This is a genomic window from Sphingomonas sp. M6A6_1c, from assembly GCF_053345135.1.
Genome location: NZ_JBKEZO010000002.1, coordinates 459,731 through 472,971, shown reverse-complemented (window position 1 = coordinate 472,971; position 13,241 = coordinate 459,731). Strand labels below are relative to the sequence as shown.

Genomic DNA, 13,241 nt, shown 5'->3' with positions numbered 1-13,241 from the left:
GCGCAGGCCTAGACTTGCGTGGATCGGGTGGGGAGACAATCGGTGACGATACGGCGTTCGGTGACGGTCCTGGCGATGACCGCGATGCTGACCGGCTGCGGCGGTGGCGGCGGCGGATCGTCCTCGACCGCCGGCAACGGCGCCACCGGCAACGCCCCGACGACGAGCACCCCCGCGCCGACACCCACGCCGACCGCGACGGCCGCGGGTTGTTCGCTGCGCGAGCGGCAGGACTGGATCACCGCGCAGATGCGCGAATGGTATCTGTTCTACGACACCTTGCCCGCCAACCCCGATCCGTCGCCGTTCACCAGCGTCGATTCCTATCTCGATTCGCTGACCTCGACGGCGCGCTCGCAGGGCAAGGACCGGCATTTCACCTATCTCACCTCGATCAAGGAGGAGGATGCCTATTATTCCTCCGGGTCGACCGCGGGCTTCGGCTGGCGCTTCGGGCTGACCGCCGACGGGCATCTCTACGTGACCGAGGCGTTCGAAGGCGCGCCGGGCCTCGCCGCGGGCGTCGATCGCGGTGCCGAGATCGTCGCGATCGGCACCAGCGCGAGCAACCTGCAGACCGTCGCCAGCCTGTTCCAGAGCGATACCACCGGTGCCGCGCTCAACACCGCGCTCGGCCCCGATTCGGCCGGCACGACGCGCTATTTCCAGGTCAAGGACGGCAGCGGCACGCGCACCGTCGCGGTGGCCAAGAGCGACTTCACGCTCGATCCGGTGTCGAGCCGCTACGGCGCGCAGATCATCACCGACGGCGGTCAGCGCTACGGCTATGTCAACCTGCGCACCTTCATCACCACCGCCGATACCGCGCTGCGCACCGCCTTCGCCCGGTTCAAGAGCGCGGGCGTCACCAACATCATCGTCGATCTGCGCTACAATGGCGGCGGGCTGCTCTCGACCGCCGAATTGCTCACCAACCTGCTCGGCGCCAACCGGTCGACCGGCGACGTGATGAGCTATACCAGCTTCCGTCCCGAGAAGGCGTCGAACAACGAGACGACCTATTTCGCCCCGCAGGCGCAGTCGGTCGCGGCGACCCGCATCGCGTTCATCGGCACCGGCGGCACCGCCTCGGCGAGCGAATATGTCATCAACGCCTATCTGCCCTACCTCCATGCCAATGCGGCGCTGATCGGCACCAACACCTATGGCAAGCCGGTCGGCCAGATCCCGCTCGACAAGACCGCGTGCGACGACCGGCTGCGCGTGATCGCCTTCGCATTGCAGAATTCGGCGCGGCAGGGCGCCTATTACGGCGGCCTGGCGGCGTCCTCCAACGGCGTGCCCTCGTCGCTGGAGGCGAGCTGCCGCGCGTCGGACGACATCGCCTATCCGATGGGCGATCCGCGCGAGGCCTCGACGCGCTCGGCGCTCGACTTCCTGCAGGGCAAGAGCTGCACCAAGCTGACCGCGTCGGCGAGCGCGGAAGCGCGGGCGCTGTCGGTGCCGATCGAGCGCGAGGCGCTGATGCCGGCGAGCGGGCGCATCTCGACCGCGCGGCGCGAGGTGCCGGGGCTGTTCTAACCCGCCCGCCAGGCTGTAAGGGCATCGGCCTGGACAAGGGGGTTTGCGATGCAGAACGACGAGGACAGCTTCGTGTACGACGAAGCGAGCGGCGAGTGGATCAGCGCGGCGGATGCCGCCGCGGCGGCGGGGGCGCCGGCCGAGGGGGCGGTCGAGGTGCGCGATTCGGTCGGCAATCTGCTCGCCGACGGCGATCAGGTGACGCTGATCAAGGACCTCACCGTCAAGGGTGCGGGCCAGACACTGAAGCGCGGTACGCTGATCAAGAGCATCCGGCTGACCGGCGACGCGCAGGAGATCGACTGCAAGTTCGACGGGATCAAGGGGCTGGTGCTGCGCGCCGAATTCGTGCGCAAGCGCTGAATGCCGCCGCGGATCGATCCAAGCTGGGCGGCACCGCTCGCCGAAGCGCTCGCCTGCCCCAGCCTCGCGGCGCTCGACGCCTTCCTCGCCGCCGAGGCGGCGGCGGGCAAGGCGATCTTCCCGCCGGCGGCGGACCGGTTCCGCGCGCTCGAATTGACCCCGCTCGACCGCGTGCGCGTCGTGATCCTCGGGCAGGACCCGTATCACGGGCCGGGACAAGCGCATGGGCTGAGCTTCTCGGTCCGGCCGGGGGTGCGGCCGCCGCCGAGCCTCGTCAACATCTACAAGGAATTGCACGCCGACCTCGGCATCGCGCCGGCGCGGCACGGCTTCCTCGAGCCATGGGCGCGGCAGGGCGTGCTGTTGCTCAACACGGTAATGAGCGTCGAAAGCGGCCGCGCCGGATCGCATCGCGACCGCGGCTGGGAGCGATTCACCGATGCAGTGATCCGCGCGGTCGCCAGCAAACCCGATCCCGTCGTCTTCCTGCTATGGGGCGCACATGCGCAGAAGAAGGCCGGCTTCGTCACGCGACCCGACCATCTGGTGCTGAGCGCGCCGCACCCCTCGCCATTGTCGGCGTACAAGGGCTGGTTCGGCAGCCGCCCGTTCAGCCGGACGAACGCCTTCCTGGTCGCGCATGGCGTAGCGCCGATCGACTGGGCGTTGCCGGATGCCTGACGGTAACGCGACGTCGCTGGCGTTGACATTGGACATAACGTTGTCCATCTCAGGGCGATGCAGGCCGTCAGCTATTCCGAAGCGCGCGAAAATCTGAAGTCGATGATCGACAAGGTCGTCGCCGATCGCGCCCCACTCGCCATCACGCGCCAGCGCGGCGAAGGCGCGGTGCTGGTTTCGGCGAGCGAATGGGCGTCGATCGAGGAGACCCTGTATCTGCTACGTTCGCCGAAGAACGCCGAGCGACTGTTGGCGAGCATCGCCGAACTCGACGCCGGCCGCGGCGAGGTTCATGAGCTTCTCAAGCCGTGAACGTACAATTCTCGTCCCGTTCGTGGGCCGAGTATCTCGATATGCAGGCGCATGACGCCAAACTCTTCGACAAGTTCAATGCGTTGATCGAGGAATGCCGACGCCATCCCTTCAAGGGAACGGGCAAGCCGGAACCGCTCGGCGGCAATCTGTCGGGCTGGTGGTCGCGGCGGATCAGCCATGAGCATCGGCTGGTGTATCGCGTCGCCGGCAACGGGGCGGACCAGACGGTGCAGGTGGCGCAATGCCGCTATCATTATTGAGGCGGCACCGCGCAGGTCCCGCGTCATAGGCCACCGCCGTGCGCATCCTTTCCCCCGCCGATCGGTTGATCGGGCGCAAGGAGATGCGGACATGACCGAAGCCTATTGGAACGGGGTGCGGATCGCGGCGAGCGACGACATCGTCACGGTCGAGGGGAATGCCTATTTCCCGCGCGCGGCGGTCGATCCGGCGGTGCTGATCGATAGCGCGACGACGAGCGTGTGTCCGTGGAAAGGCACCGCGCATTACCATACGCTACGCGTCGACGGCGCCGAGAACCGCGATGCCGCCTGGTATTATCCCACGCCCAAGGACGCCGCCAAGGAGATCACCGACCGGATCGCCTTCTGGAAGGGCGTCGAGGTGCGCTGAACGCCTACCAAATCGGGATCGTCACCCGTTCGTTGCCGGGGTGGATGCGATAAGTGATGCTGGTCGGCACGATGCTGTCGCCGCGATAGGCGGGGTGGACCTCCATCGTGCGCCGGGGCGCGTCGCCGATCTTTGCGATCAGCCGGGCGATCAGCGCCTCGATGCGACGCGCGGCGTCGGGCGGGACGAACAGCTCGTTGGCGCGAACCGCCGGCCCGCCGAAATCGCGCGGGAAGAGCCAGGTCTGGACGAGCTTGCCGCGCATCGCCAACGCGCGCGCTTTGGCACGCGACGTGACGGCGGCGGGATCGACGGCCTCCGGCGCCGCTTGCGTGAGGACGATCGGTACACTCATCTGGAGCCCCCTCCCCGGTCCCCCGACCGGTGCCGCCGAAATTAGGCCGGCGGCGGTGGCAGGCAAGGTGCGGCGGCCAGGTCGCTGACGGACGGGCGCATTTCCCTCAGCGACTCGGAGCGGGAGATCATTCGGCGGCGGGCAGATACACCTCCCCGCCCTTCTCCCTGAAGCGTTCGCTCATATCCGCCATTCCCGCCTCGGCCTCTTCCGCCGCGACGAAGGTGGCGACGGGCGCATTCTGCTTGGCGGTGAATGCGCGAGGTTCGGGATCGCGACCTGCTCCCAACAGGTCGCTATTCGCCGCGCGAGACGCGGCGAATTCGCGAACCTCCTGCGTGATCTTCATCGAGCAGAATTTCGGGCCGCACATCGAGCAGAAATGCGCGGTCTTGGCGCCTTCGGCGGGCAGCGTCTGGTCGTGGAAGGATTCGGCCGTATCCGGGTCGAGCGACAGATTGAACTGATCGCGCCAGCGGAAATCGAAGCGCGCGCGGCTCAACGCGTCGTCGCGCAGCTTGGCGGCGGGGTGGCCCTTGGCGAGATCGGCAGCGTGCGCGGCGAGCTTGTAGGTGACGACGCCGACCTTGACGTCGTCGCGGTCGGGCAGGCCGAGATGCTCCTTGGGCGTGACGTAGCAGAGCATCGCGCAGCCGAACCAGCCGATCATCGCCGCGCCGATGCCGCTGGTGATATGGTCGTAGCCCGGCGCGATATCGGTGGTGAGCGGCCCGAGCGTATAGAAGGGCGCCTCGCCGCAAACCTCGAGCTGCTTGGTCATATTCTCCTGGATCTTGTGCATCGGGACGTGGCCCGGCCCCTCGATCATCACCTGCACGTCCTGCGCCCAGGCGCGATGGGTGAGTTCGCCGAGCGTATAGAGCTCGCTGAACTGCGCCTCGTCGTTGGCGTCGGCGATCGAGCCGGGGCGCAGGCCGTCGCCCAGCGAATAGGCGATGTCATAGGCCTTCATGATCTCGGTGATCTCGTCGAACCGTTCGTAGAGGAACGATTCCCTGTGATGCGCGAGGCACCATTTCGCCATGATGCTGCCGCCGCGGCTGACGATGCCGGTGACGCGCTTCGCCGTCATCGGGATGTAGGGCAGGCGGACGCCGGCGTGGATGGTGAAATAGTCGACGCCCTGTTCCGCCTGTTCGATCAGCGTGTCGCGGAAGATATCCCAGGTCAGTTCCTCGGCGATGCCGCCGACCTTTTCGAGCGCCTGATAGATCGGCACGGTGCCGATCGGCACCGGGCTGTTGCGCAGGATCCATTCGCGGGTGTCGTGGATGTTGCGGCCGGTCGACAGGTCCATCACCGTGTCGGCGCCCCAGCGGATTGACCAGACGAGCTTGTCCACCTCCGCCGCGACGTTGCTGGCAACCGCGGAGTTGCCGATGTTGGCGTTGATCTTGACCAGGAAATTGCGGCCGATCGCCATCGGTTCGGATTCGGAATGGTTGATGTTGTTCGGGATGATCGCACGTCCGCGCGCGACCTCGTCGCGGACGAATTCGGGCGTCACGTAATCGGGGATGGCGGCGCCGAAGCTCTCGCCGTCGCGGACGTGGTCGCGCAGCATCGCGCGGCCGAGATTTTCGCGCGTCGCGACATACTCCATTTCGGGGGTGACGATGCCGCGGCGGGCGTAATGCATCTGGCTGACGTTGGCGCCGGCGCGGGCGCGCAGCGGGCGGCGCGCGGCGCCGGGGAATTGCGGCACGCCGCCGGAGCGGTCGGGGCCGAGCTGGCCATTGTCCTCGGGACGGATCGCGCGGCCGTCGTAGCGCTCGACATCGCCGCGACCCTCGATCCACGCGCGGCGGAGCTGCGGCAGGCCGGCCATGATGTCGATCCGCGCATCGGGATCGGTATAGGGGCCGGAGGTGTCGTAGACGCGCAGCGGCGGTTCGCCCGAGGAGGGATCGAGGTGGATCTCGCGCATCGCGACGCCGAGCGGGCCGACGTGGATCTTCTTCGAGCCGCGGATCGGGCCGGTGGTGACGCCAATCTCGGTACGCGCGGGAATGTCGGCCATGAGTCTCTCTCCATGAACGGAGAGCGGACGCGGGTTTTCGGATGAAACCGCTCCCTCCCTCCGCCGGTATCAACCGGATCAGGTTCAGCGGGTCGAAGGCTGCGGCCTTCCTCTCAAGCGCTGCGTCAGCGCTCCCCCGGGGATAACGATGATGGTGTACGCGGTTCGCCGGCGGGCGCCAAGCCCATTCCTCCGCCCGCCCGGGGTCTACTGCTTATCAGCGTGGGGCTGGTTCCAACGGGTTTCCGAACCCGCTCCGTCACCCCGGCCTTGCGCCGGCGTCCCGCTTCCCCGGACGGCGCGAAGCAGCGGGATGCCGGATCGAGTCCGGCATGACGGAAGATACGGGCGCCGCTGCGACACCCCGGCCGGTCATACGCAATCGCCCTCCCCCGGAGGGGAGGGCATCGGAGCGTCAGTTGGCGGCGGAGGTGCGGATGTTGCCGTTGATGCCGGCGGGGAAGAACCCGCCCGAGGCGACCGCAGCCTTGTTGAGATAGACGATGTTGAGCACCTGGCCGGTCGAGCGGCTATAGGCGAGGCCGTTGGTATCGGTCGGCACGACGTTGGCGGTGGTGGTGTCGCCGATGCCCTGATCGATGTCGCTGCTGCCGTCGAGGCTGTCGCGCGCGTCGGAGATCAGCCGCGCGTTGTTGAGGATCGACGAGGCGCCGGCAAGCGTCTCGGCGGGGTCGACGCCCTTGCGATAGAGCACCGAACGGATCAGCCCGGCGTGATAGCCCTCGGTGGCGAGGATGCCGGCGGCGGCCTCGATGAACAGCTTGTTGACGATCAGCGGCGAGGCGCCCTTGTAGGCGGAGACGCCGACGTCCTCGAACAGATAGGCGCCGAGCAGGAAGCTGATGTCGTCGGCATAGGGGTTGAAGACGCCGCTCCCGCCGACCACGCCGGCGGCGCGCGCCGCGGTGGTGAAGGCACCGTTGGCGTCGCCGCCGATGTTGATCGCCGGCATTGCCACCGCGAAGCTGCCGAGGATCGAGCGCAGGAAGGTGACGTGCGCGACCTCGTCATTGGCGATCTCGCGCGCATATTGCGCAACGATCGGGTCCTGGAAGTTCACCTGCGCGCCGCCGGTGACGGTGCCGAGCGCGCCGACGCCGCTGATGATGCCGCTCGACAGGCCCTGGCCGAACGCCGCCCAGCTGTAGAAGCTCGCCTCGAGATATTCGAGGTTGAGCGCGAAGTTGAGCACGTCGGCATCGGTGCCGACGGTCGGCGTGGTCGCGGTCGGCGTCGGGCTGGGGCTGCTGCTGCCGTCACCATCGCCACCGCAGGCGGCGAGCAGCGACAATGCGCCGGCCGAGGCGGCGGCCCCGCCGGCATAGCGCAGGAAGTTGCGGCGTTCGGCGCGGCGGTCGGCGATCGCGTCGAGGATCGTGTCGGTCGGAAGATCGGTCATCGGGTCTATCCCCTGAAAGCTTTGAATACGGACGGCGGGATCAGGAGGCGGTCGCCGCCTTGATGGTGCCGTTGAGGCCGGCGGGGAAGAAGCCGCCCGCACTCGCCGCCGCGGCGTTGAGATAGACGATGTTGAGCACCTGATTGGGGGTGCGGCTGTACGCGACGCTGTTGGCGTCGGCGGGCACGATGTTGGACACCGCGAAGGTCGGCACCGGGGTGGGCGTCGCGGTCGGGGTCGGCGTCGGCGTGGGGGTCGGCGTGGCCGTGGCCGTCGCGGTGGGCGTCGGCGTCGGCAGGATCTGGCCCGGCGCGGCGGTGACGCCCGGCGTGATGCCCTGGTCGATGTCGGTGCCGCCGTCGAGGCTGTCGCGCGCGTCGGAGATCGCGCTGGCGCTGGTGATCAGCGCCGAGCCGGCGACCGAACCGCGGCGGAACAGCTCGCCGCGGATCGTCGCGGCATGATAGGCCTCGACCGCGAGGATGCCGGCGGCGGCCTCGATATAGGTCTTGGTAAGCAGCGGCGCGGCGCCCTTGTAGGCGGTGACGCCGACGTCCTCGAACAGATAGGCGCCGAGCAGGAAATTCTCCTCGCTGCCATATTGGTTGAAGGTCTGGCCCGCGGCGATCAGCTTGGCGGCGACCGCGGCGGCGGAGAAGGCGCTGTTGGGGCCGACCGAAAGGTCGAGCGCCGGCTGCGCGATCGCGCTGCTCCCCAATGCGGTGCGCAGATAGGTGACGTGCGCGACCTCGTCGGCGGCGATCTCGCGCGCGTAGCGGGCGAGCACCGGGTCGGTGAAGGTCACCGCGGCGCCACCGCTGACGTTCGCCGCGCCCTGCGTGCCGGTACCGGTGAGCAGGGTGGCGGCGAGGCCGGCGCCGCCGGTGGCGAAGGCATAGAATTGCGCCTCGAGATATTCGAGGTTGAGCGCGAAATTGAGGATATCCTGATCGGAATAGGTCGTCGTCGTCTGCGCCTCGGCAGCGCCGGCGAGGCCGAGCGCCGACGCACCCGCGGCGGTGACCGCCATCGCGCCGATCGCGGTGCGGAAGAAGTCGCGGCGTTCGCTGCGGCGCTGGACGCGGGCGTCGAGTGCCGCTGCGAGGGCGCTGTCGGTATCGGTTCGGGCGGTCATTACTCGGGTTCTCCCCACGCGCGGGCGGTCTGGCGGCCGCCCAGGATGGCCTTGCCGTTCCGCATCCGGCGGGAGGCGTCAACCCCGGACGCGGCGGAAATCGGCGGCGGCGCGACGGAACGGCGGCGACCGCGCATAAAAAATCCTCCCCCGACATCGAATCGGGGGAGGACCGTGTGCCGGCCAGCGTGGAAGGGACCGCCGGCCAACCCGTGGAAGGCTGGGCTCAGCCGAGGCCGACGGTGAAGGCGGGGTCGGGATTGTTGGTGCCCGCCGGGAAGAAGCCGCCGCGGGTGCGGTTGGCGCCGGTCGCGTTGAGATAGGCGATGTTGTGCACCTGCTGGACGCTGCGGCTGTAGGCGATGCCGTTGCTGTCGGTCGGCACGATGTTCGACACGGCATTGGCCGCGCCGATGTTGGTGCCGGCGATGCCCTGGTCGTCGTCGCCGTTGGTGCCGCCGGTGGTGCCGTCGAGCAGATCGCGCGCGTCCGAGATCTTGGTGGTCGCGGTGATCAGATCGGCGTTGGTGACGCCGCGGGTGTAGAGGATCGTGCGGACGAGACCGGCATGATAGGCCTCCGCCGCGAGGATACCCGCAGCCGCTTCGAGATACATCGACGAGATGACCGGCGAGGCACCCTTGTAGGCGGTGACGCCGATATCCTCGAAGATATACGCGCCGAGCAGGAAGTTGGTCGGGCTGGCATATGGATCGAACAGGCCGTTCGACGCGACGACGCCCGCCGCGCGCGCCGCCGCGGTGAACGCGCCGGTCGCCGTGCCCGAGATGTCGATCGCCGGCTGGGCGACCGCGGCGCTGCCGAGCGCCGTGCGCAGGAAGGTGACGTGCGCGATCTCATCCTGCGCGATCTCGCGCGCATATTGGCCGATCAGCGGGTCGGCGGTGAAATTGACCGCGCGCGGGAAGCCGTCGCCCGAGCCGGTGACGACCGACCCCTGCGTGCCGGTACCGGTGAGCAGCGACGCCGACAGGCCGGTGCCGAAGGCGGCGTAGCTGTAGAATTGCGCTTCGAGATATTCAAGGTTGAGCGCGAAGTTGAGCACCGCGACGTCGGTGCTGACCGAGGTCGCGGTCGGCGTCGGGGTCGGGGTCGGAAACGGCACCGACATATTGTCGTCGTCGCCACCGCAGGCGGCGAGCAGCGACAGGCCGCCGACTGCGGCGACGCCGGTCGCAGCGGTCTTCATGAAGGCGCGTCGCGCCCGGCGGCGCGCCGCGGTTGCCTCGACGATGGCGAGGACGGAGAGTTCCTTGGTCATATATCCACCCCTGCTCAGTTCGCGGCGCTGCTGCGCAGCCCGCTGTTCCCGTTGTTGATGCCGTTCGGGAAGAACCCGCCCGCGGTCACCGATCGGGGATTGAGATAGACGATGTTGAGCACCTGCGCCGGCGTCCGGCTGAACGCGAGGCCGTTGGCGTCGAGCGGCACGATGTTGGAGGTCGTGCCCGCGTTGGTGGTCGTCGCGGCGATGCCCTGGTCGAGATCGGTGGTGCCGTCGACCGAGTCGCGCAGGTTGGAGATCGCGGTCGTCGCGGCGACGTTGTTCTGCGCGGTGATGATCGTCGGCGTCGCGATGCCGCGCGCGTAGAGCGCGGTGCGCACGATCGCGGCATGATAGGCCTCGACCGCGAGGATGCCGGCGGCCGCCTCGAGATAGGTCTTGTTGTTGAACAGCGCGCCCGCCGCGCCCTTGTAGGCGGTGACGCCGACGTCCTCGAAGATGAAGGCCGCCTGCAGGAAGCTGTCGTCGTTCGCATAGGGGTCGAAGCCGGTCAGCGCCGGGGTGGTGCTGGCGGCGGCCGCGGCGAAGGCGCCGCCGGTGGCACCCGAGATGTCGATCTGCGGCTGCGCGGCGATCAGCGCGTCGCTGGTGCCGGTGCCGCGGATCGCGGCGCGCAGGAAGGTGACGTGCGCCACTTCGTCCGCGGCGATCTCGCGCGCATAAGCGGCGATGCCGCGGTCGCTGAACTGCACCTGGCGGGCCGAGCCGGTGCCGGTGCCGGTCACCACCGTGCCCTGCGTGCCGACGCCGCCGGTCAGCAGATTGGCGGGCAGGCCGGTGCCGAAGGCGGCATAGCTGTAGAATTGCGCTTCGAGATATTCGAGGTTGAGCGCGAAGTTGAGCACGTCGACCTCGGTCACCGCGGTCTGCGCCGCCGCGTCGCTGGCGATCGACATCGCCGCCGCGCCGGCTGCGGTCACCGCCGCCATGCCCATCGCGTTCTTGAAGAATCCGCGCCGTTCCTCGCGTCGCCGCGCCCGGGCGTCGAACGCCTCGATGATCTGGTCCGTCTGGGTCATCGTCAGCAACCTCCCTCACCTTATGCGGTCCTCCGTCATCGCCGCATGCTATCGACGGGCGACCGGAAGACCTGTGGCGAGCTACGTTGCCGGGCCGCTGAAAGATGCGTCGCGGCCGAAACATTATGTCTATTTTGCAAAATGATCCGACATGGTCGGAATGTTGGCCGCGGGATATTGCCGCAAGGCGCGCGCCGGGTTAGCCCATCATCGTGTCTCCCGCCGCCCCCTCCAGCCCCCAGGCGGCTCGCGCGATCCTGGTCGAGGCGCTGGTCCGCACCGGCGAGGAGGACCGCGACGCCTTTCGCACCGTCTACCGTCTGACCTCGGCGAAGCTTTTCGGGATATGCCTGCGTATCTGCGAAGACAGGCAAGGCGCCGAGGACGTGCTGCACGACGTATATCTCACCATCTGGCACCGCGCGGGGGCCTATCAGCCGGGACGGGCGAGCCCGATCTCGTGGCTGGCGACGATCGCGCGCAACCGGGCGATCGACTGGCGGCGACGCCATGGCCGGGCGCGCATCGCGCCGGTCGAGGATGCCGACGCGATGCCCGATCCGGCGGCGGCGCAGGACGATGCGCTGATCGCCGACGAACAGCGCGCGCGGTTGCACGACTGTCTGGAGACGATCGAGGCGCGCCAGCGTGGCGCGATCCGCAGCGCTTTCTTCGGCGGGCTGACCTATGCCGAGCTGGCGGTGGCGCAGGCGGTGCCGCTCGGCACGATGAAGAGCTGGGTACGGCGCGGGCTGCTCGCCTTGCGGGGGTGCCTCGATGGCGAGTGACGACCTCCCCGACATGACCGCCGCCGAGCTGGCGCTGGGGCTGCTCGACGGCAGCGAACGCGCCGCGGCGTTGCGGCGGCTGGCGAGCGAGCCGGGCTTCGCCGGCGAGGTGGAGCGCTGGCGCGACTGGCTGGGCGCGCTGTTCGCGTCCTGGCCGGCGGTGGCCGCGCCCGACGCGGTGGCGACGCGGGTGGAGGCCTCGCTCGACGCGCAGCGCGGCGTGCTTGTGGCGGCGAACGACAATGCGGGCGGCGTCGCGCGCTGGCGCGGGCTGGCGGTGGCGGCGAGCATCGCCGCCTGCCTGTTGCTGGCGGTGACGACGCTGCTGATGCTGCGGCCGGCGCCCGCGCCGATCCGCATCCCGGTGCGCGTGCCGGTCGCCGCGCCGGCGCCGCTGCTCGCCGCGATCGTGCCGACTGGCAAGGGCGCGCCGATCGCCGCCGCCTACGATCCTGCGAGCGCGACGGTGCGGATCGCCGGCGGTGTCGACGTACCGGCGGGGCATTCGGCGGAATTGTGGGCGATCCAGGGATCGGCCGCGCCGCGCTCGCTCGGGGTGATCCCGGCGGGGCCGGCGCGGGTGATCGTGCCCGCGGCGGTGCGGCCGGCGCTCGCGGCGGAGACGGTGCTGGCGATCTCGATCGAGCCGGCGGGCGGTTCGCCGACCGGGCTGCCGACCGGCCCGGTGGTCGCGACGGGCAAGCTCAGCGGGTGACGATGCGGTTCGCGTCTACCATCGTCCCCGCCGGGGCCGGGACGATGGTTGGATGCTCTTGCCTTCAGAACGTATAGGCGAGCCCGACCGCGCCCAGCCACTGGTTGCGCGACCCGGCGACGCTGACCAGCGGGCTGTCGGCGAAGCCGTTGAGCATGCGAACATAGGTGCCGCCGGCGACGACCTTGAAGCCCTTGAGCAAATTGCCGGTCAGCGAATAGGTGAACAGCCCGCCGAGCGAATAGTTCTTCCAGCCGGCGCGCGCATTGTAGGTCGGCAGGCCGCTCGCCAGCGTCTGCGCCGGCGACACCGAATAATAGGTCGTGGCATAGCCGCGGCCGGCGCGCTCGGCCGAGGCGAAGATCGCCACCGCCATCTTCTCGCTCAGCGGCGTGATGTAATTGACGCTCGGCTGCCAGATGCCGCTGTCGTGCGCATTGGCGACATCGTGGCGATAGCTGACCGTCGCCGACAATTGGTCGTACGGGCTGGTGATCACCCCGGTCTTGCCGATGCCGACATAGCCGCCGAGCTCGATCGCGGTATCGACCTTGCCGAGCGCGCGCACGCGGGGATCGTCGATGCTCTTGAGGCTGCTGCGGTTGAAGTTGACGACGCCGATCGGGCCGGCCTGCACGTCCCAGACGGGGCCGGGCTTGTCGCGGATCAGGTCGACGCTGATCCGGTTGCCGGCAAGGACGAAGCCATAGCCCTTGATCGAGCCGACCGCGCCCGGCGCGGCGGTGAAGCGATAGTCGTTCGAGCCTTCGTAATCGCTCAGATAGACGCCGGCGGCGCCGACGGTAACGGTATCGCGGTTGAAATCGAATTCGGTCGACTGCACGGGCGCCGAGGCCTCCTGCGCGGCGGCCGGGGTGACGAATACGGCAGCGGCGGCGAGCGCGAGCGGCATCAAGATCTTGGCGGA

At 68.9% G+C, this 13,241-nt stretch carries 15 protein-coding genes and 1 riboswitch; of the genes, 8 read left to right on the top strand and 7 right to left on the bottom strand.

Annotated features, from left to right (window positions below; all coding sequences use genetic code 11):
• The first annotated feature begins 75 nt into the window (after positions 1–75).
• The 6 genes from ACLBWH_RS05335 to ACLBWH_RS05310 all read left to right on the top strand — a co-directional run bounded on the left by ACLBWH_RS05335 (position 76) and on the right by ACLBWH_RS05310 (position 3,534).
• Positions 76–1,542, top strand: a complete 1,467-nt coding sequence (locus tag ACLBWH_RS05335) for a S41 family peptidase (RefSeq protein WP_447797493.1) — start codon at positions 76–78, stop codon at positions 1,540–1,542.
• A gap of 48 nt (positions 1,543–1,590) precedes the next feature.
• A complete protein-coding gene (locus ACLBWH_RS05330) occupies positions 1,591–1,905 on the top strand; it encodes an alkylphosphonate utilization protein (RefSeq protein WP_322848201.1) in 315 nt (104 codons plus the stop codon).
• Positions 1,906–2,586: a uracil-DNA glycosylase gene (gene ung, locus ACLBWH_RS05325; protein WP_447797284.1), complete on the top strand. Its 681-nt coding sequence runs from the start codon at positions 1,906–1,908 to the stop codon at positions 2,584–2,586.
• A gap of 57 nt (positions 2,587–2,643) precedes the next feature.
• Entirely contained in the window at positions 2,644–2,898 is a 255-nt protein-coding gene (locus ACLBWH_RS05320) for a type II toxin-antitoxin system Phd/YefM family antitoxin (RefSeq protein ID WP_322848203.1), read from the top strand.
• Entirely contained in the window at positions 2,895–3,161 is a 267-nt protein-coding gene (locus ACLBWH_RS05315) for a Txe/YoeB family addiction module toxin (protein ID WP_322848204.1), read from the top strand. The genes ACLBWH_RS05320 and ACLBWH_RS05315 overlap by 4 nt, the downstream gene beginning before the upstream one ends.
• Positions 3,162–3,252: 91 nt before the next feature.
• A complete protein-coding gene (locus ACLBWH_RS05310; RefSeq protein WP_322848205.1) occupies positions 3,253–3,534 on the top strand; it encodes a DUF427 domain-containing protein in 282 nt (93 codons plus the stop codon).
• 4 nt (positions 3,535–3,538) lie between these two features.
• Here the strand turns inward: ACLBWH_RS05310 and ACLBWH_RS05305 are convergent, their stop codons facing one another.
• The 6 genes from ACLBWH_RS05305 to ACLBWH_RS05280 all read right to left on the bottom strand — a co-directional run bounded on the left by ACLBWH_RS05305 (position 3,539) and on the right by ACLBWH_RS05280 (position 10,810).
• Entirely contained in the window at positions 3,539–3,889 is a 351-nt protein-coding gene (locus tag ACLBWH_RS05305) for a hypothetical protein (RefSeq protein ID WP_322848206.1), read from the bottom strand.
• Positions 3,890–4,016: 127 nt separating this feature from the next.
• A complete protein-coding gene (gene thiC / locus ACLBWH_RS05300; RefSeq protein ID WP_447797280.1) occupies positions 4,017–5,930 on the bottom strand; it encodes a phosphomethylpyrimidine synthase ThiC in 1,914 nt (637 codons plus the stop codon).
• Positions 5,931–5,968: 38 nt separating this feature from the next.
• Positions 5,969–6,078, bottom strand: a riboswitch (TPP riboswitch).
• 267 nt (positions 6,079–6,345) lie between these two features.
• Positions 6,346–7,350 carry a ferritin-like domain-containing protein gene (locus tag ACLBWH_RS05295; protein WP_322848208.1) on the bottom strand — a complete coding sequence of 335 codons (1,005 nt, stop codon included), beginning with the start codon at positions 7,348–7,350 and terminating at the stop codon, positions 6,346–6,348.
• Positions 7,351–7,390: 40 nt separating this feature from the next.
• A complete protein-coding gene (locus ACLBWH_RS05290; protein ID WP_322848209.1) occupies positions 7,391–8,485 on the bottom strand; it encodes a ferritin-like domain-containing protein in 1,095 nt (364 codons plus the stop codon).
• A gap of 226 nt (positions 8,486–8,711) precedes the next feature.
• Complete coding sequence (locus tag ACLBWH_RS05285; RefSeq protein ID WP_447797278.1) at positions 8,712–9,767, bottom strand: ferritin-like domain-containing protein; 1,056 nt, start codon at positions 9,765–9,767, stop codon at positions 8,712–8,714.
• Between the two features lie 14 nt (positions 9,768–9,781).
• On the bottom strand, positions 9,782–10,810 hold the full coding sequence (locus ACLBWH_RS05280) for a ferritin-like domain-containing protein (RefSeq protein WP_322848211.1): 1,029 nt from the start codon (positions 10,808–10,810) through the stop codon (positions 9,782–9,784).
• 212 nt (positions 10,811–11,022) lie between these two features.
• Between ACLBWH_RS05280 and ACLBWH_RS05275 the strand changes: the two genes are divergently transcribed.
• Together ACLBWH_RS05275 and ACLBWH_RS05270 are read left to right on the top strand one after the other, a co-directional pair.
• Entirely contained in the window at positions 11,023–11,598 is a 576-nt protein-coding gene (locus ACLBWH_RS05275; RefSeq protein ID WP_416222380.1) for a sigma-70 family RNA polymerase sigma factor, read from the top strand.
• Positions 11,588–12,313: an anti-sigma factor gene (locus ACLBWH_RS05270; RefSeq protein WP_322848212.1), complete on the top strand. Its 726-nt coding sequence runs from the start codon at positions 11,588–11,590 to the stop codon at positions 12,311–12,313. The genes ACLBWH_RS05275 and ACLBWH_RS05270 overlap by 11 nt, the downstream gene beginning before the upstream one ends.
• A gap of 64 nt (positions 12,314–12,377) precedes the next feature.
• Here ACLBWH_RS05270 and ACLBWH_RS05265 read toward each other — a convergent pair whose 3' ends face one another.
• Positions 12,378–13,226, bottom strand: a complete 849-nt coding sequence (locus ACLBWH_RS05265) for a MipA/OmpV family protein (protein ID WP_322848628.1) — start codon at positions 13,224–13,226, stop codon at positions 12,378–12,380.
• Between the last annotated feature and the right edge of the window lie 15 nt (positions 13,227–13,241).

Excerpts from the sequence above, each read along its gene's own strand:
- ACLBWH_RS05335 (WP_447797493.1), top strand. The coding sequence starts at position 76 with ATGACCGCGATGCTGACCGGCTGCGGCGGTGGCGGCGGCGGATCGTCC.
- ACLBWH_RS05330 (WP_322848201.1), top strand. The coding sequence starts at position 1,591 with ATGCAGAACGACGAGGACAGCTTCGTGTACGACGAAGCGAGCGGCGAG.
- ung (WP_447797284.1), top strand. The coding sequence starts at position 1,906 with ATGCCGCCGCGGATCGATCCAAGCTGGGCGGCACCGCTCGCCGAAGCG.
- ACLBWH_RS05320 (WP_322848203.1), top strand. The coding sequence starts at position 2,644 with ATGCAGGCCGTCAGCTATTCCGAAGCGCGCGAAAATCTGAAGTCGATG.
- ACLBWH_RS05310 (WP_322848205.1), top strand. The coding sequence starts at position 3,253 with ATGACCGAAGCCTATTGGAACGGGGTGCGGATCGCGGCGAGCGACGAC.
- ACLBWH_RS05305 (WP_322848206.1), bottom strand. The coding sequence starts at position 3,889 with ATGAGTGTACCGATCGTCCTCACGCAAGCGGCGCCGGAGGCCGTCGAT.
- thiC (WP_447797280.1), bottom strand. The coding sequence starts at position 5,930 with ATGGCCGACATTCCCGCGCGTACCGAGATTGGCGTCACCACCGGCCCG.
- ACLBWH_RS05295 (WP_322848208.1), bottom strand. The coding sequence starts at position 7,350 with ATGACCGATCTTCCGACCGACACGATCCTCGACGCGATCGCCGACCGC.
- ACLBWH_RS05290 (WP_322848209.1), bottom strand. The coding sequence starts at position 8,485 with ATGACCGCCCGAACCGATACCGACAGCGCCCTCGCAGCGGCACTCGAC.
- ACLBWH_RS05285 (WP_447797278.1), bottom strand. The coding sequence starts at position 9,767 with ATGACCAAGGAACTCTCCGTCCTCGCCATCGTCGAGGCAACCGCGGCG.
- ACLBWH_RS05280 (WP_322848211.1), bottom strand. The coding sequence starts at position 10,810 with ATGACCCAGACGGACCAGATCATCGAGGCGTTCGACGCCCGGGCGCGG.
- ACLBWH_RS05270 (WP_322848212.1), top strand. The coding sequence starts at position 11,588 with ATGGCGAGTGACGACCTCCCCGACATGACCGCCGCCGAGCTGGCGCTG.
- ACLBWH_RS05265 (WP_322848628.1), bottom strand. The coding sequence starts at position 13,226 with ATGCCGCTCGCGCTCGCCGCCGCTGCCGTATTCGTCACCCCGGCCGCC.